The sequence below is a fragment of the Streptomyces sp. NPDC056628 genome, assembly GCF_042792555.1.
GTDB lineage: Bacteria > Actinomycetota > Actinomycetes > Streptomycetales > Streptomycetaceae > Streptomyces.
Genome location: NZ_JBHTWG010000001.1, coordinates 228,460 through 251,526 on the forward strand (window position 1 = coordinate 228,460; position 23,067 = coordinate 251,526).

Genomic DNA, 23,067 nt, shown 5'->3' on the forward strand with positions numbered 1-23,067 from the left:
TTGACCACGCTCGCACCCGAACCTACCTTCGTCAACACGGGCGCACGCACGGTCCGTTGCTCAGCCGTATCTCGCAGTGAGGACGGTGCCCGCCATGGACGCCATGGACATCTCCTTCCTCGGCGGACCCCGCCCGCAACGCGGTGTCGGCGTCGTCGCCCCCTTCGACTTCGCGCTGGACCGGGAGCTGTGGCGGTGGGTCCCGGACGAGGTCTCCCTGCATCTGACGCGGACGCCGTTCGTGCCGGTCGAGGTCGGCCTCGATCTGGCCCGGCTGGTCAGCGAGCACGAGACGCTGCGCGACGGGGTGCGCACCCTGATCGCCGTCAGCCCCGAAGCGGTCGCCTACGTCTGCACCTCGGGCAGCTTCGTCGGGGGCGTCGCGGGCGAGCGCGCGCTGTGCGAGGCCATGACCCGGGCCGGCGCGGTGCCCGCGGTGACCACCTCCGGGGCGCTGCTGGAGGCGCTGGCCGAGCTGCGGGTCCGCCGGGTGGCGCTGGTGACGCCGTACACCGAGTCGGTGACACGGGCCCTGGAGGAGTACGTGGCGGAGGCCGGGGTCGCCGTCGCGGGGTGCGCGTACATGGGGCTGACCCGGCACATCTGGAAGGTGCCGTACCGGGACGTGGCCGAGATGGCCCGCCGGGCCGTGCGCGCCGCGCCCGGCGCGCTGTTCATCAGCTGCACCAACCTGCCCACCTACGACGTGCTCCCGCAGTTGGAGGCGGAGCTGCGCATACCGGTGATCTCGGCCAACCAGGTGACGATGTGGGCTGCGCTGCGCCGGTTGGGTACCCGCGCGGTGGGACCGTATCAGGCGCTGATCGATCCGGCGGCGCACGGCGGCCAGGTCCTCCCGGACCTGCCGGACGTGCCGGACGTGCCGGAACAGGAACAGCAGTAGCAGCCCGACGTGAGCACCGACCAGCAGAAAGGCCGACATGACCGCACTGGGATTCCTCTACCCGGGCCACTCCGCCGAGGACGACTACCCGCGCGTCGAGCAGTTGCTCGCCAGCGACATCCGGCTCGACGTGGTGCACACCGACATCGGTGAGGACGCGCACCGGGTGGACGCGCTGCTGAGGATGGGGTCCGCCGAGCAGCTGGCCTCGGGCATCGAGGAGCTGCGGCTCACCGGTGCCGAGGCGGTCGTATGGGCGTGCACCGGCGCCGGCTTCGTGTACGGATGGGAGGGCGCCCACGACCAGGTGCGCTCCCTGGCCCAGGCGGCGGGCATGCCGGCGTCGTCGACGTCGTTCGCCTTCGTGCACGCCATGCGTGAGCTCGGGGTGCGCCGGGTGGCGGTCGGCGCGACCTACCCGGACGACGTGGCGGAGCTCTTCGCCCAGTTCCTCCGGGCCGGCGGCGCGGACGTCGTCGCGGTGCGCGGCGCCGGGGTCGCCACCGCGGCCCAGGTCGCGACCTGGGGCGAGAAGGAGCTGTTCGCGCTGGCGCGGGAGGCCGACCACGCCGACGCCGAGGCGGTCCTCCTGCCGGACACCGCCCTGCACACCGCCTCCCACCTGCCCGCCCTGGAGGAGGCGCTCGGCAAGCCGGTTCTCACCGCCAACCAGGTCACCGTCTGGGAGGCGCTGCGGCTCACCGACCGCCGGGTCAACGCTCCGGCCCTCGGCACGCTGTTCACCCGGGAGCCGATCGTGCAGGTGTGACCCGTCCGGCGGCCCGCCGCGCGGCCCGGGAATAAGCGGAGACCCCCTCCTGTTTCCGCCCTACGCACACCGCACGGCGATACGCAGGAGGCAGACGTGGCCGTAGACGACACCGGGGCCGACGGGATCCAGGGCACGACACACGGCACGGCACCGACGCCGCTGTCCGTGCTGGACCTCGTCACGGTCAGCGCCGGCCACACCGCCACCGACGCCCTGCGCACCAGCGTGGAGCTGTCCCGGCTGGCCGAGTCGCGCGGCTTCCACCGCTACTGGGTCGCCGAGCACCACTCCATGCCGGGCGTGGCCTCCTCCTCCCCGGCCGTGATCCTCGCGCACCTCGCCGCCCACACCCGGCGCATCCGCCTCGGCTCGGGCGGCGTGATGCTCCCCAACCACGCGCCGCTGATCATCGCCGAGCAGTTCGGCACCCTGGAGGCGCTGGCGCCGGGGCGCGTCGACCTCGGCCTCGGGCGCGCGCCCGGCACCGACGGCGCCACCGCGGCGGCCCTGCGCCGCACGGACCACCTCAACGAGGGCGCCGACGACTTCCCCGAGCAGCTCGCGGAACTGATCCGCTTCCTCGACGACGACTTCCCCGACGGGCACCCCTACCGGCGGATCCACGCCGTCCCCGGCCCCGTGCAGGGGACCTCGCCCGGCGGTGTCCAGTCCACCCACCGGCCGCCGGTCTGGCTGCTCGGCTCCTCCGGGTTCAGCGCCCGGCTCGCCGGCGTCCTCGGCCTGCCGTTCGCCTTCGCCCACCACTTCTCGGCGCGCAACACCGTCCCGGCGCTCGACCTGTACCGGGAGACCTTCCGGCCCTCCGCCGTCCTCGACCGGCCGTACGCGCTCATCGGCGTCGGCACGCTCGCCACGGACGACGAGAAGGAGGCCCGGCGTCAGCTCAAGGCCGCCGCGCTCAGCATGATCCGGCTGCGCACCGGCCGGCCCGGCCTCGTCCCCTCGGTGGAGGAGGCGGAGCGCTACGAATTCACCGAGATGGAGCGCGACTTCGCCGACTCCTGGAACGCCGACATCGTCCACGGCACGCCCGACGAGGTCCGCGCCGGACTGAACGACCTCCAGAAGCGCACCGGTGCCGACGAGTTGATGCTCACCAGCAACGCACCCGGCATGGACGTCCGGCTGCGCTCCTACGAACTCATCGCCGACGCCTACGGGCTGCCGACGGCCTGACGCGTCCCGTCAGACCTTGACGCCGAGCAGCTCGGAGATGCGGTCCGGGGACACCGGCCGGGAGTACAGCCAGCCCTGGCCGGTGTCACAGCCGATCCGCCGCAGCCGTGAGGCCTGCGCCAGCGTCTCCACGCACTCCGCGGTGACCGTCAGGCCCAGCCGGTGGGCGAGCTGGATCATCGCCTCGACCACCACCTCGTCGGCCGGGTTCGGCGTCATAGCCGCCGAGCCGTCGCCCTCGTACTGGAAGCCCCGGACGAAGGCGCCGTCCAGCTTCAGCACGGACACCGGCAGCCGGCTCAGATACGCCAGGTTCGAGTAGCCCGTGCCGAAGTCGTCGATGGCGATGCGCACTCCCATGTCGCTGAGCGCCTGCAGGTCCCGCAGGGGCCGTCCGGCGGAGCCCATCACGGCCGACTCGGTCAGTTCCAGCTGGAGCAAACGGGGTTCGAGACCCGTCTCCTCCAGGATCCGGGCCACGTCCGTCACCAGGTCGGAGTCCCAGACCTGGCGCACGGCCACGTTCACGCTGACGAAGATCGGCGGTTCGCCGGGGTGGGCGGTCTGCCAGTCGACGGCCTGCCGGCACGCCGTCGCGAGGATCCAGCGGCCGAGCGGCACGATCGAGCCGTCCTCCTCCGCCAGTCCGATGAACCGATTCGGCGGCAGGACGCCGAACTGCGGGTGGTTCCAGCGGACCAGCGCCTCGACCCCGCGCAGCCGTCCGTCCTCCATGCTCACCAGCGGCTGGTACTCCAGCGCGAACTCCCCGCGCTCGATGGCCGGCCGGAGCGTGGCGGCGAGCGCCTGCCGGGTGATGAGGTGCGCGCTGCGCTCGGGGTCGAAGAGCGTCCAGCGGTCCTTGCCGTCGGCTTTCGCCCAGTACAGGGTGGTGTCGGCGGCCTGCATCAGGGCGGTCGGCGTGGTGCCGGCCGCGTGCCGCTCCACGACGCCGATCGACGCCGACACCGACAGCCGCCGGCCGGGCAGGTCGAACGGCTCCCGCACGGCCTCCAGCAACGACTCGGCGAGGTCGGCCAGTTGCTCGGTGCCGGTCGAGTCCTCCACGAGCAGCGCGAACTCGTCGCCGCCGAGCCGCGCGACCAGCGGCGGGACCGACCGGCTGCGCCCGGCCTCCTCGGCGCAGCGCGTGAGCCGTTCGGCGACGGCGGCCAGCAGCTTGTCGCCGATGCGGTGCCCGAGGGTGTCGTTGATCGCCTTGAAGCCGTCGAGGTCCAGGTAGCACAGGCCGATCCGTCCGGTGCTGCCGCTGTCGTCGTACGACTCCACCTCCAGCGCGGCCGAAAGCCGTTCGAAGAAGAGGGTGCGGTTGGGCAGCCGGGTCACCGGGTCGTGCATCTGCAAGTGCCGCATCCGTGCCTGGAGTTCGCGGTGGGCGCTGATGTCGGCGACGGACAGCAGGACCCCGGCGGACTCCTCGCCGGGCAGCGGCGCGACGGTGACCCGCGCCCACAGCGAGCGCCCGTCAGGGTGCTTGAGGCGGCGCGTGCAGCGCAGTTCGGCCTGCCGGCCGCGCAGCACCTCCCGGTACGCGTACCAGGTGCGCGCGTCGGAGGCGAGGTCGACCAGGTCGGCGGCGACCGACCCCGCCAGTTCGTCGGCCCCGGTGCCGAGCAGGTCGGCGAAGCTGGGGTTGGCCCCGGTCACCAGGCCCTCGCGGTCGACCACCGCCATGGCCAGCGGCGCGGCGCGGAAGACGGCGGCGTGGGGCGGCCCGCCGGTACCAGGGGATGGCTCTTCACCACTCTCTGTGACGGCCGGCCGGATGAGGTCTGCCGCGGGCACCGGCCCTTCGGACGTTCCGCTCACCGCTCGCTCCCGCAGTGCACTCGATCTTCGGATGGGTCTCATCGGAATGGGTGGCCGGGTGGCGATCCGGTCGCCGGGCCGTGTCCGTGCAGGAAAGTGTCAGGAAAGTGTGCCGATCATAGAGGCTGGCTCAGGGGCCTTCCACCTACTGCCCAGTGTTCCCACACGGGCCGCGCTCGCGCCAGATCGTTTCTGCCCGCACCTGGACGGCTTCTTGGGGTCCCCGACCAGTTGTGACGTTCCGTGAGCGAACCGGGGTGTCGCCCTGGCGGTTGTTGAGCACTCTCACCCGTCCGGTGCAGCTGAACAGGACGTAGTACGACAATCCGACACAGGCTGGGTGCGGTGTCCCGCGAACCGCTCCCGGAGGTCGTCGTGCCGCGTCAGTTCCCCCTGCTCCCTGGGACGGGCCTGCCGCGGGACCGGCGCCGACTGCGCAGCACCGCCGCGGTGTTCACCACCATGTCGGCGCTCGCGGCCACCTCGCTGATCGCGGGTCCGTCGTCCGCCGAACCGCTCGACGCGGCGCCCTGCGCCCTGGCCCGCACCGACGCGCACCACTCCGAGGGCCTGGACACCTGGAACGCCGCCTATCCGCAGCCCACCCGGAAGCTGGACGCGGTGATGGTGTTCCTGTCCTTCCCGGACTCCCCGCCGCAGACCACGCCCGCCGAACTGGCCGCCGACCACTTCCCGGTCACCAGCCACTTCTTCGAGCGCGCCTCCTACGGCAGGTTCAGCCTGCGCGCCCATCCGATGGGGCACTGGCTGCGCATGCCGAAGCCGTCCACGGCGTACGCCATACAGCGTGACTGGCGGGCCGCCGACCGGGCCGCCTACCTGCGGGACGCACTCGCCGTGGCGGACCGGGAGGTGGACTTCTCCCGCTACGACATCGTGTACTTCGTCGCCGACCCGGACGCGCCCGGCGTCGACTCCGACGCCACGAAGGTCGTCAACCTGGAGACGCCGCTGCGGGCCGACGGCACGGACATCCGGCGGGTCGTCACGGTCTTCGAGAACCATCCGCCGGACCGCCTGGTCCTCGCCCATGAGACCGGCCACGTGTTCGACCTGCCGGACCTCTACCACCGCCCGGTGGACGGCAAGGGCGACTGGGACACCTACGTCGGGGACTGGGACCTGATGGGCAGCCAGTTCGGGATGGCGCCCGACCTGTTCGCCTGGCACAAGTGGAAGCTGGGCTGGCTGGACCCCCGGCAGGTGGTGTGCGTACGGGGCATGGGCTCCCGCTCGACACGGCTCACCCTGGAGCCGCTGGCGGCCGGCGCGGGCGTCCCGGTGCCGGTGGGAGCCGCCGGGGCGCCCGGGTTCTCCGGCACGCCCGGCACGGTGCCGGGGTTCGGGCTGGGCAACGGCGTCAAGCTCGCCGTCGTGCGCACCGGGGCCGACAGCGCGCTGGCCTTCGAGGTCCGCAGCCCGGCGGGCAACGACGTCCAGGCGTGCCGGGAGGGTGTGCTCGTCTACCGGGTGCGCAGCCACACCGAGTCCGGCGGCGGGCCCGTGGAAGTGGTGGACGCCCATCCGGGGAGCGAGGCGTGCTGGGAGGAGTCCGTGTATCCGCCGCTCGCGGACGCGCCGGTCGGGCTGGGCGAGAGCTTCACCGTGCCGGAGGACGGTGTGCGCGTGGAGGTGGAGGGGCGGTCCGTCTCGGGGGCGTGGACGGTGAGGATCACGACAGTGGGGTAGCGCCCGCGCCCGGCCCGGGGTCGCGCGACCGGATCACGAACGCGCCGCGTGGGCCGGTGCGCCCGATGGAGTGCGGACAGCGTGCCCGGAGCATGCGAGAAGCCCCCCGCTCGCGCGAGGGGCTTCTCACTGTCTGTGCGCCGCCAGGGACTCGAACCCCGGACCCGCTGATTAAGAGTCAGCTGCTCTAACCAACTGAGCTAGCGGCGCCTGCTGACGTCGTAGACCTTAGCACCCTGATCGGCGTGGGGAAAAATCGATATCCGCACGGTCGCCCGGGCCGCCCGCACGGCCGCCCAGAGGAGCACCTCCGGACCCGGTAACCAGGGATTACGGGTGTCCGGCGCCACCAGCCAGCGGGAGTCGCGCGGGGCCTGGGGGGCCGTGCGCGCGTCGGTCGCGGCGGGGACGGTCACCGCGTCGCCGGCGCCGTGGCACAGCAGGGGCGGGATGCCCTCCGTACGGCCGAAGTCCTCCCAGCGCAGGAGGGAGGGCAGCCGCTGGGCGGTGCCCGGCGCGGCGAACATCAGCAGCCGGCCGCGATGGGCGGCCACGGGCCCGGAGCCGGGGCCCTCGTTCCACAGCCGGTCGAGCATGCGGCGCCCGAAGACGGCGGGCGCGCTGACGACGTCGAAGACCGAGCCGCACGGCAGGACCACCGGGGCCCGCGGGCGCTCCCGCCAGAGGGCGAGCGTGTTGCGCGGATACGTTCCTGCGGAGGCGAGCCAGGCGGCGCCGTCGCGGGTGACCCCGGTGACGTCGCAGCGGTCGTCCTGGAAGAGTGCGTCCGGTGTGCTGCTCATGCCGTCTACATCTACCGATGGTGAGCGCCCCGTATCGCTGGGTTGCCGAAAGGCGGGACAGAAGGGGACGCGAGCGAGTATCTTGCGCGCCCACCTGGCATATGCCGTGTCGGGGTGCCCGGGGCGTGGTCACACGGGGTCGACGGTCCCCGCGCCCTCCACGCCGCGCAGCAGGTCCCTGCCGAACTCGACCATCTTCTTGGCGTAGTCCTCGGTCCACTCGGCCCGCTCGGCGATGTCGGCGGGCGTGAGCCGGTCGAACCGCCGCGGGTCCGCGAGCTGGGCCGCCGCCATGGCCTGGAACTCCATCGCGCGGTCCGTCGCCGCCCGGAACGCCTGCGTCAGCTCCGTCGCCCGGGCCAGCAGGGCCCGCGGGTCGTCGATCGACTCCAGGTCGAAGAAGTGCTCCGGGTCGGCCGCCGCCTGGGTGGGCTCGAAGAGCAGGGGCGCGGGGCGTAGCCGCGGTTCGTTCCTGTGCGGCGTGGGCTCCGCCATGTCGTGTCCTCCTCGTACGTCACCGATCCCCGGTACCGATACCCACCCTCGCGGGCGCGCACCGCGGCGAACCGGTCCATCGTCCATTGTCCCGCGCCCGCGCAAGAGGGCGCCGGGGCACAGCCCGGCCCGCCGACTCCACGCACTTCAAGGCAGCGGGGGCACGGGATGTTCCGGGCGGCGAGCGGCGCACGGGGTGTTGCCTCCCCCCTCACCGACAGGCGGAGCCCCAGGTCGTCTCCGTGGGGCGGGGCGGTGGTGCCGGTCGGCCGGGTGGGGCGGGGTGTGTCAGGGCCGCCAGGGCACCCGGTGTTCCGCCAGGCGGGCGAGGACCGCGTGGTTGGCCTCCCAGCCGTCCGGGAACTTCACCAGCGTGCCCAGCTGGACCGGCTCCGTGGACGGGTAGTCGTCCAGGAGTTCCCCGACGCCCGCCCGGCACACCACGATGCACGCGTGCCGGTGCCGGGAGGCCAGGACGCACAGGCGGCCCGTCTCCAGGTGGAACGCCGTGGCGTCGGGGCGGCCGGACAGCGGGTGCAGGACCACCGTCACGTCGTACTCCCGGCCCTGGAGGCGGTTCGCGGTGTCGACCGTGACGTCCTTCACCCCCAGCTCGGGCAGCGCCGCGCGGACCGCCGCCGCCTGGTCCCGGTGCGCCGTGCCGACCGCGATCCGGCCGGCCGTCAGCGGCACCGGGTCGGGGGAGCGCTCCGAGGTGGCCGCGCCGCCCCGGTCCAGCAGGCGCCGTACCACCGCGGCGACCGCCCGCACCGCCTCCGGGTCCGTGCGCGGGGTGTGCCGGGCGGGCAGCTCCAGCAGCCCCCAGCCCGACACGGCCGCCTCGTCGATCACCCGGTCGGGGCCGGAGCCGTCCGACGCCACGGTGAAGGAGAGCCGCCGGTCGCCGGGACCGGTGCCGCTGCGGAACGGCGTGTACGGGTAGAAGGCGTCGGAGACCAGGGGCGCCGCGGACGCCGGCAGCCGCCACGACACCGGGAGCCGGTGCTGGGGCAGGTCGGGGTTGTGGGCCAGCAGCGTGGTGACGGCGGAGGCCGACGGGTCGTACGTCAGGCCCGCCCACTGCTCACCGCCCACGATCGAGAACGGGTCCAGCTGGCCCGGGTCACCCACGAACAGCGCCCGCTCGAACAGCCCGGCCACGGCGAGCAGCGCGTCCGAGCGCATCTGGTACGCCTCGTCGACGATCGCGTGCGGCCAGGGCTCGTCGGTCTTCACATGCCCCCACTTGGCCGCCGTCGAGACGACCACCGGCAGACCCGCGAGATCCCCCGCCTTGGCGGACGGGCGGACCTGCGGATGCTCGTCCAGCGCCTTGTCGTACGGATCGGCGTCACTGCTGTGCAGACGGCCCACGGGCAGGTCGGGGTTCTTCGCGGCGAGCGACAGCACCAGGTCGTCCACCTGCGCGTTCGTCTGCGCGACGATCATCAACGGGCGCCCCGCCTCGGCGAGTTCCAGCGCCGCGCGCACCACGAGGGTGGACTTGCCGGCGCCGGGCGGGGAGTCGACCACCACACCGCGCGCGGTGCCGTGCAGGGTGTCGTGGAGGATCGCCCCCGTGGCCTCGGCCGCGGCGGCGCCCGGATCGAACGTGACGGTCACAGGACGTCCTCCTCGGTCAGCGGGTCGGCGGCCTCGGGCACCTGCTCCCCGGGCGGGCCGCCGTGCGTCCACGGTGTGTGCTCCGGCTCGGGCAGCTTCGGCCCGCCCCGCTGCTCGTGCTCGAACAGCGTGAAGCACACGCGGTCGCCCTTCTCGGGCACCGAGCCCTCCTCCGGCTCCTTGCCGCGGCCCATCTTGTCCAGGACCCGCACCACCACCAGGACGTCGTCGCCCCCGTCGGCGGCCCCCTCGTACCCGACGAACTCCGCCGACTGCGGCTTCCCACCCAGCGAACGGAACACCTTGGCGCGCTCGCCCAGATGCGGCCGGTCCTGGGTGCGGACGGTCACCAGCGGGCGCGGGCTCGGCCGCTTGCCCTCGCTGTACGCCATCACCACGTCGACGACCTCGCCCGCGAACGCCTCCCCGGCCAGCCGCCGCCCCGCCATCACCAGCGGGTCGTCCAGCGCCTCCTGGGCCTCCAGGCGCGCCTGCTCGCGCTCGCGCGCGGCGAGCTTCGAGGCGGCGGTCACCGCGTCGTCGCGGCGTGGCTGCGGAGGCTCCCCGGCGAGCACCCGGTCGCGGTGGCCGGTGAACGACCAGCGGTCGCGGGTCCACCGCTCCTCGACCCGGCTGCCCTCGGGCAGCTCCCGCAGCCGGTCGATGCCCCGCCACACCGCTTCCCAGGTGGGCAGGGTCCGGCTCTCGACGAGGGCACGGATATCGCGCTCGGCGGCGGTGAGGTCGCCGAGCCGGTCGTCGGCCTCCAGCCCGTCCTCGGCGGCGGCGAACGCGGTGCGGGCGCGGTCGTAGCGCTCGATGGCCGGGGCCAGCAGCTTGTTGTCGAACGCCGGGTCGGTGGCGGGACCGGCCGGCGGGCACAGCAACTGGCCGTCCCGGTCCCGGCCGAGCTCCGCGCGCAGGGCCGCCTCGGCGCCGGACCCGCCCCCGGGCGGGTCGATCCAGGCGAGCAGCGCGCCCAGGTGCTGGTCCTCCAGCGTGGACTGGCCGGTCACCCAGTGCCGGGCCAGGACGTCCGTCATGGCCAGCAGCAGCGAGGAGCCGGGCACCCGGGCCCGCTCGCCGAAGTGGGTCAGCCACCGGCCGAGCAGCGGCACGCGCGGCGGCGCCGGATACGGGGCCTCCGGGTCCTGTTCCGCCGTCCGGCGGAACCGCATCGAGCGGCCCAGCAGCCGGACGAAGTCGACGCCCGCGCGGCTCGGCACGATCAGCTGCGGGGCGTCCGCGCACAGGTCCACCTCGACCTTGACCCGCTTGCCGGTCTCCGGGTCGGTCTCGGTGCGCTCGGCCGCCTCCACGGCCTCGGCGTGGGCGTCGACGTACGGCAGGACGATGTCCGCCAGCTCGGCCAGGAACGCGAACCGCAGGTCCCGGTCGCGCGGCTGCGGCACGGCCAGCAGACGCGGGGCGTCCCGGTCGGTGCCGACCAGCGCGCCGAGCGGGGCGCCGGCCTCGCCCGCGGTGGTGAGCGGGACGAGGACCAGCGGGCGGTCGGACAGATGCCGGTGCCGCACGGTCGCGGCGGGCTGGGCGCGGCCGGACTCGACCGCCTCCAGCCGGGCGAGCGTGGCGATCAGGGACACGGGACCGTCTCCTTCGCCGCGAGGGCCTCGGCCCGCAGCCGGGCCGCCCGGCGCAGGGCCGCGACCGCCGGGTCGTCCGGGTCGCCGGACGTGCCGCGGGCCGCCGACAGGACGTCCTCGACCGTGCTGAGACCGCCGAGCTCGGCCCGCACCGACCGGCCCAGCGAGGTGACCGCGCCGGACGCGCGGGAGCGGGCCCGGCAGTGGAACGCCAGCTCGCACGCGGACAGGCACTCCGGCGCGTAGCTCGCCGGGACGGACTCGACGGCGGCCGTCAGCTCGGGGGCGGGCAGCTCGGGCGAGAAGCAGGTGCCCTCCGGCAGCGCGGCCGCGATGTCCTCGATGCGGGTGAGGCGGGCCAGCTGGCGGGCGGTCACCGCGCGCTGCTTGCGGACGTCCACGGCGGCGGCGGTGGGCAGGTTGGAGAAGTCCTTCGGGCAGACGAGGAGGACGCGGTGGCGCACCCTCGGGACCTCCACCCCGCCCGCGCCGAGGCGGGCGGCGGCCTCCTCCAGGGCCAGCACGTACACCGCCGCCTGACGGGCCGCCGCGCCGACCTTCGCGGGGTCCGCCGAGCCGTCCAGCATCGGGAACGACTTGATCTCCACGACGGTCCAGCTGCCGTCCGGGTGCACGACGACCGCGTCCGGCTCCAGGAAGGCGGGCGACCCGGCCACGTCCAGCGCGAGCATCGGGTGGTCGAGCAGGGTCCACTCGCCGCGCGCCTCGCCGGCCTCGCGCAGCTCCAGCTCCGTACGGGCCGTCCGCCCCTCGGGGCCGGTCGCGGCGAGCTCGGGCACCCGCGCGCGGGTGGGGGGCTCGGCGCGACGGTCCAGCTTCTCGTGCACCAGCCGCAGCAGCTCCGCCCCGCCGTCCGCCTTCACCTTCGCCTCGAAGGCGTTCCCTCGGGTGAAGGCGAACTGCGACTGGCCGAAGGCCGACGGCGCGCCCAGCGCACCGGCCAGCGCCGCCTTGTTCACGCCGGCGCCGTCCAGGAGGGCCCGCCGTCTGCAGCCCGGGTTGGCGGCGAGGGCCGCCAGGGCCCGGGCGTCCAGCGCCTTGGCCGGGACGTCGGGACCGCGCAGCTCAGCGAGCCGGTGCCGGAGCGCCGTCCCCCGCGTCCTGGGGGGCGGCACTCGGCTCGGCTCCGGATCCGAACCGGGACTCGCGCTGCCGTGGAATTCGCTCACCCGCGGAAGTCTGGCATCCGGCACTGACAACCGGGACGGGGGCGTCGCCCGGGACCGCCGTGGCGGAGGCGGCGGAGGTGACCGCGCCCCGCGTGGCGTACCGGGAGCGCACGCGCTCGGCGGCCCGCAGCACGTACGGCGTCAGCAGCAGCCCCACGCCCATCACGGCGGCGCCGGCGACCGCGTCGAGGAAGTAGTGGTTGGCGGTGCCCATGACCACGACCGTGGTGATCAGCGGGTAGGCGACGGCGGCCGTCTTCGCCAGGCGCGTGCCGCCGTACCGCCACAGCATGACCCCGCACCACAGGGCCCAGCCGACGTGCAGGCTCGGCATGGCGGCGTACTGGTTGGTCATGCCGCCCATGCCGCGGGGGGCGCTCGCCTCGCCGCCCCACCAGCCGTACGAGCTGTACTGGGCCATCGTGTCCACGAAGCCGTGGCGCTCGGCCAGCAGCCGGGGCGGGCAGGTGGGGAGCAGCGTGAATCCGATCAGGCCGATGAAGGTCGACGTCATCAGCCAGGTGCGGGCCGCGCGGTAGCGCACGGCACGGGACCGGAACAGCCAGACCAGGATCACGGGCGTGACCAGGTAGTGCAGCGACGCGTACCAGAAGTCGGCCGGGACGCCGATCCAGGGCTCGCGCGTGAACAGCCGGTTGAGGGGGTGCTCCGCGTTGAGGAACAGCGCCTTCTCGATGTCCAGGATCGCCAGGCCGTGGTCGACTGCCGTACTGACGTCGCCCCGGGCGAGCAGGCGGCCCGCCGAGTAGCACGCGTACACCAGCAGGAGCAGCGGCAGCTCGGTCCACCAGCGCAGGCGGGGTCGAGGCGTCGCCTCCACGCCAGCTATGTCGGCGTGCGGCATCCGATCGCCTCCCCCTTCTCGTCACGGCGTCCGGTGGACAGGTCGTGACACTTTACGGTGTCCTCGGGCGCGTCCGTCGGCCGCCCTGGCCCACTAGACGCAGAGATCGCCCCCCGGGTTGCCCGGGCACGCCGTACGCGATGATGGACGGGTTCCACCGCTCGTACCCTCCCCGGAAGGTCCCCCGTCCATGGCATCGCGCATGCTGCTGGCCCGGCACGGACAGACGTCCTGGTCGCTGGCCGGAAAGCACACCGGCAGGACCGACGTCCCCCTTCTGGAGGAGGGCCGCCGGGGCGCGAAACTGCTGGGCGAGCGCCTGCACCGCGCGCCCTTCGACGCGCTGGCGGACGTCGAGGTGCGCACCAGTCCCCTCGTCCGCGCGCGGGAGACGTGCGACCTCGCCGGCTTCGGCGAGCGCGCGCGGACCTGGGACACGCTCATGGAATGGGACTACGGCGCCTACGAGGGCATGACGCCGGCGGAGATCCAGGCCGTCCGGCCCGGCTGGCTGATCTGGCGGGACGGCGTCCCCGGCGGCGAGAGCCTGGCCGAGGTCACGGCCCGGGTCGACGAGGTCGTCGGCTGGGCGCGCGCGGCGGACCAGGACGTGCTGGTCTTCGCGCACGGGCACATCCTCCGGTCCATCGGCGCGCGCTGGCTGGGGCTGCCGCTGGACTTCGCGTCCCGGCTCCGGCTGAACCCGACCTCGCTGTCGGTGCTGGGCTGGGCCTACGGCGAGCCCGCGATCGAGAGCTGGAACGACCTGGGGCATCTGAGCCCCTGAGGTCCGAGGCCTGCCTCACGCGGTGCGCGGCAGCGACGCGTGCCGGTCCAGGAACGCCGATACCCCGCTCGCGCGACGGTGCGGCAGCAGCACCCGCGCCGTACCGGCCAGCATGGTCTGCACCCGCGAGGACTGCACCTGGTCCAGCAGGTCCAGCACCCGCATCCCGGCCGCGGCCGCCTCGTCCGGGCTGCCGCCGCGGGCCAGGTCGTCCGCCAGCTCCGCCGTGTACAGCGCGATGTTCCGCGTGAAGTGGGGGTCCTGCAGGTGGGCGGCGCGCCCCGCGTGCCGGGCCGCGCGCCGCCAGTTGCCCAGCGTCGACCAGCACTGCGCCTCCAGGATCTCCAGCTCGGCCTCTCCGTAGAAGCTCATCCACTCGGGGTCGGCGTCCGAGTGGCCTCGCTCGTAGAGGGCCTGCGCGCGTACCAGGGCCTGCTCGCAGCCGGTGCGGTCGGCGAGCCCGGCCCAGCCGCCCGCCTCGCGCAGCGACAGCAGGCTCATCAGCCGGGACGAGCCCAGGGCGCGCGCCACGCGCTGGGCGGCCTGCGCGGCACGGACCGCCTCCCGGGGCCGGCCCGCGTCGCGGGCGAGGAAGGAGGTGTTGCAGAAGGCGTGCGCCTCCAGGGCCGCGTCCCCGGCCATCCGGGCGGTCGCCAGGGCCTCCGCGTAGTGCGAGCGCGCGTCGTCGAAACGGCCGGAGTCGTGGGCCAGCCAGCCCACCGAGATGGCCAGTTCGCCCGCGCCGGAGTGCAGCCGTTCGCTGGTCGCCTGCCGGGCCGTACCGGCGTCGAGCAGTTCGTACGCGGTCCGCAGCGGTGCGGCCGCGCGTCGGTAGAGGCCGTCGGCGCCGTGCCGGTCGTCGAGCAGCCGGATGCGGCGGACGGCGTCCTCCAGCGCGCCGGCCTCGCGTAGCCCGACGCGTCGGTAGGGGCGGTCCGTGGCGGCGGCGTCGTGGGCGAGGCCCAGGGGGGTCAGGGAGGCGGCGGCCACGGTGGCGCCCCCACCGGTCATGAATGCGCGACGCAGCACGTCGCTCTCCTCTTGGTTCTCGTGGTTCTGCGCGGTGCCGAACGGCACGCGCGCGGCGTACGGATCCTGCGGGTTCTTACGGTCGTACGGCTCGTGGGCACCTCTCGTCCAATCTGTGGCGTGTGCAGGGCGCGCGGTGTGTGCGCCGGGCGCCTCCTCCACCTCGCGCGACCGGCGTCCGCGGACGGACGAGCGGGGCGCGAAGCCGAGGTCGGTGAGCGTGCGGCCGGGGAACATGTGCAGGAACACCCGTTCGTACGCGTAGTTGGGGCAGCGGATCTCGCCGGCCTCCACCCGTCCGATGTACCGCGCGTCACAGCTGACCCGCTCGCCGATCTCGCGAGCGGCCCGGCGGACCGCCGCGGCGAACTCGGCCGGCGAGTGCTGCCCGCGCAGCTGCCGGAAGGCGGTGTTCGGCCGTGATGGCCTGGGGAGCTGGGCCGAGGTCAGGTCTGACGACGCCATGGCCGGGTCCTCTCGTGCGAACCGTCGAACCATGCCGGGGTCGGGACGAGACGGACCGTGATCCGTGGGACTCCCTTGTCTCCGGCGGGCAAGAACGTACCCGCTGTAGCGAAGCCGCCACACAGTGTTTAGCTACAAAACGGATATCTCACCCGGGATCTGCCATGAACTGCCATCCTTTGCGGCGGACTTCCGCCGTAGCCGTTGACGTTGTGTCGCGTTGAACTATTTGGACTTGCTGAAAGGGTTCCGTGGTGGAGGTCGGGATGGAGACCAGCCAGAGCAGCGTTCCCCGAGCCGCGTCGACGGCGGCGGGGCACACGCCGGCCGGGGAGTGCAGCGAGCCGCCGGGCACGGGGTGCGACGTGGTCACGGTCCCGGCGCGCCAGGGCCTCGAGGCGGTCGACATCCTGCGGCGCGGCGCCGGGGACGGGGTCGGGCCCGTCCTGCACGACGACGGCTGCGGCACCCTCGGCTTCGTCGTCCCGCCCGGCACGGCCGCCGCCTGGGACATGCCCGGCAGCACCTGTACCGAGACCGACGGACGCGGCTTCAGCCTGGACGCGTACCCCGAGCGACCGGTCGACGGCTCCGGATGGCTGCTGCCGCCCGGCGAGGCCGACCTCGCGACCGACCCCGCGGTGCTGCGGGCGGCGCTCGGCGAGGCCGCCCGGCTGATCCGGGCCGCCGACGGCTGCCGGTGACGGACGGCTGACTCGCGCCCCGGCCCGGGGCGCGAGGCGTGGACCGTGCGCCGGGATACGCCGGGATAATGGCCGCATGGGAAAGTCGAGGAAGTCCCGGCGCGGGGCCGCCACGGCCTCCGTCACCGAGACGGTCGACGGCGGGCTGGCCGAGCTCATACCCGACCCGGACCGGGCGCGGGCCTGGACCCTGCTCCTCGACGGGGCGCCCCAGTCGCACGTCGACCTGGACGACCCGGCCTTCCTCTCCTTCGAGTACCAGCGCCGGCTCGGGCACGTCATCGACCTCGTCGCCCCGCCCGGCAAGCCCGTGCGGGCCGTGCACCTCGGCGGCGGCGCCCTGACCCTCGCACGTTACGTCGCCGCCACCCGGCCCCGCTCCACCCAGCAGGTCGTCGAACGGGACGCGCCCCTCGTCGGCCTGGTCCGCAGGGAACTCCCGCTGGACCGGACCGCCCGCGTCCGGGTGCGCTCCGTCGACGCGCGCGAAGGGCTCGCCAAGGTGCCGGACGGCTGGGCCGATCTCGTCATCGCCGACGTCTTCAGCGGCGCCCGCACCCCGGCCCACCTCACCTCGACGGAGTTCCTCGACGAGGTCCGCCGGGCGCTCGCGCCGGGAGGCTGGTACGCGGCCAACCTCGCCGACGGCCCCCCGCTCACGCATCTGCGCGGCCAGATCGCCACCGCCGCCGCCCGGTTCGCCGAGGTCGCCCTGGTCGCCGACCCCACGGTGCTGCGCGGCCGGCGCTTCGGCAACGCCGTGCTCCTCGCCTCCGACCAGCCGCTCCCGGTCGCCGAACTCACCCGCCGGGCCGCCTCCGACCCGCACCCGGGCCGGGTCGAACACGGCCGCTCCCTACGGGACTCCACAGGGGGCGCGACCCCGGTCACGGACGCGTCGGCGGTCGACTCCCCGGCCCCGCCGGAGTCGGCGTTCACCTAGACCGTCAGAACTGCTGTTGTTCGACGCCGGGCGGGAGCATGCAGGGGGTGCGCACGGCGAAGGAGAAGCGCTGAGGCTTGTCCTCCCCGGAGCCGACCGTGTCCGCCTCGACCGTGTAGTTGTTCTTGTTGCGAGCCCCGAGTGTGGCCGACTCGTAGGCGTTCTTGAACTCCCGGTAAGCGGTTACCTCATAGCCCCGCTTGGGAAGTTCGCTGCGCAGTCGGCGCACGATGCGGGTGTGGTCGGTGGCCGGAGCGGGGGAGTAGACGTAGTAGAAGAGGCTGTACCGGCCGTCCTCGGCCACCTCGTCGTTCTTCCCGAGGCAGTCCTCGAAGTGGACCTTCTCCGTGTCCGGAAGCAGTTCCACGTCGGTGAGCTTCGCCACGTAGGCGGTGTAGTCCTTGGCCCACCGCAACGCGTCGTCCTTCTCCCTCCGGGGCAGTGGGACGTTCGGATCCTCACTTCCGGAGGTGCAGGCTGCCGTCAGAAGCAGGGCGGCAAGCACCGTGGCGACGGTACGGGGCGTCCGGGCTCGTGACATCAGCCGAAGTCGTTCGTGCCGGGGGTGGGGCGCGTACCGACGGCCTCGTCGTACGTGGGCATGTTGGTTCCGTACGAGGCACGCGGGTTGGGGAGGCCGCCAGGGCTCGGGCGCAGGACGGCGGGCATCGCGCCGGGGGTGGTCTGGGTCGCGGTGCCGGTCTTCTCGAAGTCCTGGGAGGTCCGCTCCTCGTTCCATTCGTGGCCGTCCGCGGACGACCTGAGGTTGTCGCGGCCGGCCTCGATGCGGGCGTGCAGTCCGTCGAGGGCGGGCTTCCAGCTGGTGGCGATCTCCGCCAGGGCGGGGCCGAGGGACCAGCCAGTGAGGGAGCCGCCCGCGGTCCTCGACTCCGTGACGGCCTTGTCGGCTGGTCCCTTCACGGTGTGCGCGATGCCGTCGCAGGCTCCGGCGGACGCGCGCAGTTCGGCCGGGTCGACGTCGATGGTCCGGGACACGTTCGGTTCCTCTCAGCCGGTCAGAACTGCTGCTGCTTCACGCCGGGCGGGAGCATGCAGGGGGTGCGCACGGCGAAGGAGAGCGCTTGAGGCCTGGTCTTACCGGAGCCGACGGTTTCGGCCGTGACCCGATAGAAGTTCTTTTTGTTGTTGGCCCTGAACACTGCCGACTCGTACGCGTTCTTGAACTCCCGGTACCCCGTGACCTCATACCCCTGCTGGGTGAGCTTCTGGCGAAGCGTCCTCACGACGCGGGTGTGCTCCGTGACGGGTGCCGGGGAATCGACGTAGTAGAAGAGGCTGTACCGACCATCCTCGGCAACCTCGTCGTTCGCGCCGATGCAGTTCTCGAAGTGCACCGTGGCCGTCGAGGGGGTGAGCTCGACATCGGTGATCTTGGCCATATACGCGGTGTAGTCCTTGGCCCACTGCAGCGCGTCGTTCTTTTCCATCCGCGGCAGCGGGGTGTTCGCGTCGTCACCCTGGGACACACAACCTCCAGTTGAGAGCAGGATCGCCGAGACAGCGAGGAGCGTTCGCAGAACGGGCCTAGAGGCCGGGGACGATGTAGCCCTCGGGCGGTAGCTCGGAGCCCTCCTTCGGAACCTCTGTGGGCTGCCTGCCTGCAATGATCGCTCCCTGGTTGTCGAGGGACTCGCTGGGTCCGTACGGCCCTCTGTCCCAGTAACCGCTGTGGCCATGGGTGTCGACGCTGAAGTTGTTGCCACCGAAGCCTCCCAGCGTCGGGTCACGGCCAAGGGTGTAACCGGAGGTGTTGTTGGCGACCGCGTCGTCCTCCGCGGCGCCGACCCATACGTGCTCGGGATCCATCTGCAGATCCTCGGCCTCGTCGACGGTCATTCCGGGACTACCGACCGCGATCACGTCGTCCGCGACCAGGCCGGAGCCCCCGGCGGCGGCCGCCCCCACGACTGTGGAGCCGTAACTGTGCCCGATCACGGTGGTGTGACTCGGCGATCCGTCGTGTGCGGCACGCGTGCCTGCCACGAACTGCCGCAGGTTGGGAGCGGCGTCATCGGCTCGCCCGGTCCCACCGACGCTGTTGAAGTCGGTCATGGACGCCTCGGGGGCGTCGTAGCCGAGCCAGGTGATCATTGCCACGCTCTCACCGCGGGACCGGCCCTGCGCGGCGGACTGCAGCCTGTCGATACGCTCGAGCTGGCCGGGGACGGCATCCATGTTGGTGTTGGTTCCCGGCACCAGAATGCCGGTGTGCGCGGCGGTGTCCGGGTTGCCCATGGCGATGACGGCACGGCCGTCGTCCTTGGAGTCGTAACCGAGGAGGTACAGCTCCTTGCCCTGGGGTGCGGCGTCAGCGGCTTCGAGCCGGTCGTTCAGCACCTGGAGGTTGTTCAGGCGCCTGTTGACGGTTTCGTCGGAGTCCCCGGGGAACCCTTCGTCCCAGTTGCCCTCCTGAATCAGGTTCATTTCCTGGCCGAGCGCCGTGCGATTGGCGTCGTCCCGTACGTCCGTCGGCAGACCGTCGGTCGCTCCGATCTGCTTCGGATAGAGCGTGGTGTAAGCCTGACGTTCCTCCGGGCTGAGGGCCTTCCACCACTCGGCGGCGGCCTTCGGATCGTCCGAGGGGATCTGTGGGGCCTGGACGCCCACGGCCTTCATCGCGTTCTTGACGTCCTGGGCGGACTCCGCCGCCGCGTCATGGCTGAGCGGGTCGGTGAGGATGTCGCCGTTCAGCTCCCCGAGGGCCTTGGCGCCGTCGTCACTCGCCTTGTGCGCGGCGGTCAGCGCCTTGTCGATGGCGGCGCGGTGCTCGCCGAGCAGGGCGCTGCGGTCGGCGATGATCTGCTGGGCCTCGGGATCCTGGCGGGGGAGGTCCGAGGTCGTCCGGTCGCTCACCCAGCCGTCGTCGTCGACGTCGAAGCCGTCCTGCTCCGCCCGCTGCACCGCGTTGCGCAGGTCGGTCTGGGCCTGTTCCATCCAGAACCGGGTGGTGTCGAGGACCTCTGCGATGGCCATGGCCTCCGTCTCGACCACACCGATGCGCGACTCGACGTCCTCCAGGTAGTACAGGGCCGCGTCGGCGTCGTCGCCCTTCCAGGACTGGTGCAGCGGCCCGGTCACCTGCCGGCGGTGGCGGTCGGTGAGCGAGTCCGTGGTCGTCGACAGCCCGCGCCACGACTTGATCGCGGCTTCCAGGTCGGAGAAGTCCTGCTTCATCAGCAGCGAGAAGTCAGAAGCCACGTCGGCTCCCGCAGCCTGGCCGGAGCACGGCAAAACAGCCCAAGTGGGCATGAGGCAACCCCCGTTGCTACTCACTCATGAGTTCGAGTCGGTCAGCCTAGCCGACGGCTCTCCCCGCTTCCCCGGCAGTACCCGGGGCGGGGCGATGGGCTCAATATGTCCCGATCTCCACGCGCGGCGGCCCGTCGTGCCAGGTGCAGAACACCGACACCCGGTCCGCGCCCGCGCTGAACTCCACCCGGATCCACGACTCCGTCTTCCACACCTGCATCGACCAGCCCGCGCCCGGCGCGGCCGAGACCAGGGACGCCGAGGACTCGCCGATGTCGAAGACGACCCGGCCGCCGTCGGTGTCGTAGCTCTTGACCTGGCCCGCGGCGGCGGGGGAGGACGAAGGGCTGGAGGACTTCGGAGGCGGGGTCGACGGGGCCGGAGTGCTGGGCGTGCGCGTCGGCTTCGGGGAGCGCGGCGACGGACTCGGCGACGGCGTGGGCCGGTTGGTGGACGACGCCAGCGGCTCGGAGTCCCGCGTCGTCACGTCGGCCGCCGTGATGGGCAGGGCGCGCGGCCGGTCGTAGACCGTCCCGGCCATGACCGTGTGGACACCCCACCACGACAGCGTGACCGCCGCGCCCGTGGCGAGCGACCACGCGAGTACGTGTACGACTCCTCTGCGCATCGCGGGCCATACTGCCTCACCCGTCCCGGGGGTGTCGCGTCCCCGTCCACAGCGGCCGAGTTGTCCACAGGCCCGGACCGGTCTCGCCGCCATGGCGTACGGTGCGGCGCATGGCAAGTGTGCTCGTGGTCGAGGACGACCAGTTCGTGCGCTCGGCGCTCATCCGGCACCTGACCGACGCCACCCACACGGTGCGCAGCGTCGGCACCGCGCTCGAGGCGCTGCGCGAGGTCGCCCATTTCCGTTTCGACGTGGTCATCCTGGACCTCGGTCTGCCCGATCTCGACGGCTCCGAGGCCCTGAAGATGCTGCGCGGCATCACCGACGTGCCGGTCATCATCGCCACGGCACGGGACGACGAGGCGGAGGTCGTCCGCCTGTTGAACGCGGGCGCGGACGACTATCTGACCAAGCCCTTCTCGGTCGAGCACCTGTCGGCCCGGATGGCGGCCGTGCTCCGCCGGGCCCGGGCCGGCGGAGTGGAGGCGGCACCCTCCAGCGTGCTGCGGGTCGGCGGGCTCACCGTCGACCCGCTGCGCCGCCAGGCCGAGTTGGACGGGGTGCGCCTGGACCTCACGCGGCGCGAATTCGACCTGCTCGCCTTCCTGGCCGGACGGCCTGGCGTAGTCGTCCCCCGCAAGGAGCTGCTCGCCGAGGTCTGGCAGCAGTCCTACGGCGACGACCAGACCATCGACGTCCATCTGTCCTGGCTGCGCCGCAAACTGGGCGAGACGGCGGCCAACCCGCGCTATCTGCACACCCTCAGGGGCGTCGGCGTGAAGCTGGAGCCGCCGGCCGCGCAGTCCTTCGGCGCGGACCCCGTGGGGGAGCAGCCGCGATGAGATGGGCCCTGGTCAAGGTCAGCCTGGCGGTCACCACCATGGTCGTGCTCGCCTTCGCCGTCCCGCTCGGGCTCGTCATCCGGGAGATGGCCCGCGACCGCGCCTTCTCCAACGCCGAGCGCCAGGCCGCCGCCATCGCCCCCGCGCTGTCCATCACCACCGACCGGGACCAGCTGGAGCGTGTCGTCGCCTCCGCCGGGTCCGACGCCGGCATGGCCGTCCACATCCCGGCGTCGGGCAGGAGCGCCGCCGTCGACCTCGGCCGGCGGCGGGCCGCCGCCGGCGACATCGCGACCGTGCGCCGGCTGGGCCGCGCCTCCACCACCGAGGTGCCCGGCGGCTCCACGCTGCTCCAGCCGGTCGCGCTGAGCACCGGCGAGATCGCCGTCGTCGAGGTGTACGTCCCCGACTCCGAGGTCACCAACGGGCTGGCCACCGCCTGGGCCGTCCTGGCCGGCGTCGGCGTCGCCCTGATCGTCGGCTCGGTCGCGGTCGCCGACCGGCTGGGCGTGCGCATGGTGCGGCCCGCGCAGCGCCTGGTCGAGGGCGCGCACGAACTGGGGGAGGGCAAGCTCGGCGCCCGCGTCCCGGAGGAGGGGCCGAACGAACTGCGGCTCGCGGCGGTCGCGTTCAACGCGATGGCCGACCAGGTCGTGCAACTCCTGGCCAATGAAAGGGAGCTGGCCGCTGACCTGTCCCACCGGCTGCGCACCCCGCTGACCGTCCTGCGGCTGAACGCGGCCTCCCTCGGGGACGGCCCGGCGGCCGACCAGACCCGGGCCGCGGTGGCCCAGCTGGAGGGCGAGGTCGACACCATCATCCGCACGGCACGCGAGGCCAAGCCGCAGACGGTCGCGGCCGGACCGGGCGCCGGGTGCGACGCGGCCGAGGTGGTGCGCGAGCGGATGGCGTTCTGGTCGGCGCTGGCCGAGGACGAGGGCCGCAAGGTGCGGGTGGCCGGCGTGGACCGTCCGGTGCGCATACCCGTGGCCCGGGCGGACCTGGCGGCCGCGCTGGACGCCCTCCTCGGCAACGTCTTCCGTCATACCCCCGAGGGCACCGCCTTCGCGGTCGACGTCCACAACGGCGAGGACGCCGTCATCGTGCTCGTCTCCGACGCCGGGCCCGGCATCGCCGACCCCGAGGCCGCCATGGCGCGCGGGCACGGCTCGGGGAGCGCCGGCTCGACCGGGCTGGGCCTGGACATCGTGCGGCGGCTCGCGGAGTCCACCGGCGGTGACGTACGGATCGGCTCCTCGGTGCTCGGCGGGACCGAAGTACGCCTGTGGATACAGCTCGACGGCAGGGCACCGGTCCGCAGGGGGCACCGCGGTGCCGTGCGGCGGCGCCGACCCGGCCGATTGGTCTCGACCTTTAACCGCTCCCGATCCCTTCCTTAAGCGCAC

22 protein-coding genes and 1 tRNA gene are annotated in these 23,067 nt (G+C 73.3%); 9 read left to right on the forward strand and 14 right to left on the reverse strand.

Annotated features, from left to right (window positions below; genetic code table 11):
* Positions 1 to 103 precede the first annotated feature (103 nt).
* From ACFRAC_RS01030 to ACFRAC_RS01040, 3 genes are all read left to right on the forward strand, one after another.
* The gene (locus ACFRAC_RS01030; RefSeq protein WP_382919903.1) at positions 104 to 904 is read left to right on the forward strand and encodes an aspartate/glutamate racemase family protein; all 801 of its coding nucleotides are present in this window, start codon (positions 104 to 106) and stop codon (positions 902 to 904) included.
* Between the two features lie 37 nt (positions 905 to 941).
* On the forward strand, positions 942 to 1,673 hold the full coding sequence (locus tag ACFRAC_RS01035) for a decarboxylase (RefSeq protein WP_382919281.1): 732 nt from the start codon (positions 942 to 944) through the stop codon (positions 1,671 to 1,673).
* 96 nt (positions 1,674 to 1,769) lie between these two features.
* Positions 1,770 to 2,873: an LLM class flavin-dependent oxidoreductase gene (locus ACFRAC_RS01040; protein WP_382919282.1), complete on the forward strand. Its 1,104-nt coding sequence runs from the start codon at positions 1,770 to 1,772 to the stop codon at positions 2,871 to 2,873.
* A gap of 9 nt (positions 2,874 to 2,882) precedes the next feature.
* On the opposite strand, the gene ACFRAC_RS01045 is transcribed toward ACFRAC_RS01040, so the two are convergent.
* Positions 2,883 to 4,703, reverse strand: a complete 1,821-nt coding sequence (locus ACFRAC_RS01045; protein ID WP_382919283.1) for a putative bifunctional diguanylate cyclase/phosphodiesterase — start codon at positions 4,701 to 4,703, stop codon at positions 2,883 to 2,885.
* A 345-nt stretch (positions 4,704 to 5,048) separates the two neighbouring features.
* On the opposite strand from ACFRAC_RS01045, the gene ACFRAC_RS01050 reads away from it, so the two are divergent.
* Positions 5,049 to 6,413, forward strand: a complete 1,365-nt coding sequence (locus tag ACFRAC_RS01050) for a M6 family metalloprotease domain-containing protein (RefSeq protein ID WP_382919285.1) — start codon at positions 5,049 to 5,051, stop codon at positions 6,411 to 6,413.
* Positions 6,414 to 6,549: 136 nt separating this feature from the next.
* On the opposite strand, the gene ACFRAC_RS01055 is transcribed toward ACFRAC_RS01050, so the two are convergent.
* The 7 genes from ACFRAC_RS01055 to ACFRAC_RS01085 form a co-directional block, all read right to left on the reverse strand.
* A tRNA-Lys gene (locus ACFRAC_RS01055) sits at positions 6,550 to 6,623 on the reverse strand.
* On the reverse strand, positions 6,614 to 7,216 hold the full coding sequence (locus ACFRAC_RS01060) for a bifunctional DNA primase/polymerase (protein WP_382919287.1): 603 nt from the start codon (positions 7,214 to 7,216) through the stop codon (positions 6,614 to 6,616). Before ACFRAC_RS01060 ends, ACFRAC_RS01055 begins: the two co-directional genes overlap by 10 nt.
* A 129-nt stretch (positions 7,217 to 7,345) precedes the next feature.
* Positions 7,346 to 7,711: a hypothetical protein gene (locus tag ACFRAC_RS01065; protein WP_361338729.1), complete on the reverse strand. Its 366-nt coding sequence runs from the start codon at positions 7,709 to 7,711 to the stop codon at positions 7,346 to 7,348.
* A 288-nt stretch (positions 7,712 to 7,999) separates the two neighbouring features.
* Entirely contained in the window at positions 8,000 to 9,334 is a 1,335-nt protein-coding gene (locus ACFRAC_RS01070; RefSeq protein WP_382919289.1) for an AAA domain-containing protein, read from the reverse strand.
* Positions 9,331 to 10,938 carry a hypothetical protein gene (locus ACFRAC_RS01075; RefSeq protein ID WP_382919291.1) on the reverse strand — a complete coding sequence of 536 codons (1,608 nt, stop codon included), beginning with the start codon at positions 10,936 to 10,938 and terminating at the stop codon, positions 9,331 to 9,333. The genes ACFRAC_RS01070 and ACFRAC_RS01075 overlap by 4 nt, the downstream gene beginning before the upstream one ends.
* Positions 10,929 to 12,074, reverse strand: a complete 1,146-nt coding sequence (locus ACFRAC_RS01080) for a hypothetical protein (protein ID WP_382919292.1) — start codon at positions 12,072 to 12,074, stop codon at positions 10,929 to 10,931. The genes ACFRAC_RS01075 and ACFRAC_RS01080 overlap by 10 nt, the downstream gene beginning before the upstream one ends.
* Positions 12,025 to 12,993, reverse strand: coding sequence for a phosphatase PAP2 family protein (locus ACFRAC_RS01085; protein ID WP_382919293.1), 969 nt, complete (start codon positions 12,991 to 12,993; stop codon positions 12,025 to 12,027). The genes ACFRAC_RS01080 and ACFRAC_RS01085 overlap by 50 nt, the downstream gene beginning before the upstream one ends.
* A gap of 190 nt (positions 12,994 to 13,183) precedes the next feature.
* Here ACFRAC_RS01085 and ACFRAC_RS01090 point away from each other — a divergent pair, with 190 nt between their 5' ends.
* On the forward strand, positions 13,184 to 13,780 hold the full coding sequence (locus ACFRAC_RS01090) for a histidine phosphatase family protein (RefSeq protein WP_382919294.1): 597 nt from the start codon (positions 13,184 to 13,186) through the stop codon (positions 13,778 to 13,780).
* Positions 13,781 to 13,795: 15 nt separating this feature from the next.
* On the opposite strand, the gene ACFRAC_RS01095 is transcribed toward ACFRAC_RS01090, so the two are convergent.
* Positions 13,796 to 15,274 (reverse strand): hypothetical protein, encoded by a 1,479-nt coding sequence (locus ACFRAC_RS01095; protein WP_382919296.1) that lies wholly within the window; start codon positions 15,272 to 15,274, stop codon positions 13,796 to 13,798.
* 266 nt (positions 15,275 to 15,540) lie between these two features.
* Between ACFRAC_RS01095 and ACFRAC_RS01100 the strand changes: the two genes are divergently transcribed.
* Entirely contained in the window at positions 15,541 to 15,978 is a 438-nt protein-coding gene (locus ACFRAC_RS01100; RefSeq protein ID WP_382919297.1) for a hypothetical protein, read from the forward strand.
* 76 nt (positions 15,979 to 16,054) lie between these two features.
* Positions 16,055 to 16,921, forward strand: coding sequence for a spermidine synthase (locus ACFRAC_RS01105; protein ID WP_382919299.1), 867 nt, complete (start codon positions 16,055 to 16,057; stop codon positions 16,919 to 16,921).
* 4 nt (positions 16,922 to 16,925) lie between these two features.
* Here the strand turns inward: ACFRAC_RS01105 and ACFRAC_RS01110 are convergent, their stop codons facing one another.
* From ACFRAC_RS01110 to ACFRAC_RS01130, 5 genes are all read right to left on the reverse strand, one after another.
* Complete coding sequence (locus ACFRAC_RS01110) at positions 16,926 to 17,426, reverse strand: hypothetical protein (RefSeq protein ID WP_382919300.1); 501 nt, start codon at positions 17,424 to 17,426, stop codon at positions 16,926 to 16,928.
* A gap of 35 nt (positions 17,427 to 17,461) precedes the next feature.
* A complete protein-coding gene (locus tag ACFRAC_RS01115; protein ID WP_382919301.1) occupies positions 17,462 to 17,917 on the reverse strand; it encodes a type VII secretion target in 456 nt (151 codons plus the stop codon).
* Positions 17,918 to 17,937: 20 nt separating this feature from the next.
* Positions 17,938 to 18,408, reverse strand: a complete 471-nt coding sequence (locus ACFRAC_RS01120; RefSeq protein WP_382919303.1) for a hypothetical protein — start codon at positions 18,406 to 18,408, stop codon at positions 17,938 to 17,940.
* A gap of 58 nt (positions 18,409 to 18,466) precedes the next feature.
* Entirely contained in the window at positions 18,467 to 20,140 is a 1,674-nt protein-coding gene (locus tag ACFRAC_RS01125) for an alpha/beta hydrolase (RefSeq protein ID WP_382919305.1), read from the reverse strand.
* A gap of 151 nt (positions 20,141 to 20,291) precedes the next feature.
* The gene (locus ACFRAC_RS01130) at positions 20,292 to 20,819 is read right to left on the reverse strand and encodes a hypothetical protein (protein WP_382919307.1); all 528 of its coding nucleotides are present in this window, start codon (positions 20,817 to 20,819) and stop codon (positions 20,292 to 20,294) included.
* A gap of 110 nt (positions 20,820 to 20,929) precedes the next feature.
* Here ACFRAC_RS01130 and ACFRAC_RS01135 point away from each other — a divergent pair, with 110 nt between their 5' ends.
* Complete coding sequence (locus ACFRAC_RS01135) at positions 20,930 to 21,661, forward strand: response regulator transcription factor (RefSeq protein WP_382919308.1); 732 nt, start codon at positions 20,930 to 20,932, stop codon at positions 21,659 to 21,661.
* Positions 21,658 to 23,061 (forward strand): sensor histidine kinase, encoded by a 1,404-nt coding sequence (locus ACFRAC_RS01140; RefSeq protein ID WP_382919310.1) that lies wholly within the window; start codon positions 21,658 to 21,660, stop codon positions 23,059 to 23,061. The genes ACFRAC_RS01135 and ACFRAC_RS01140 overlap by 4 nt, the downstream gene beginning before the upstream one ends.
* Positions 23,062 to 23,067 lie beyond the last annotated feature (6 nt).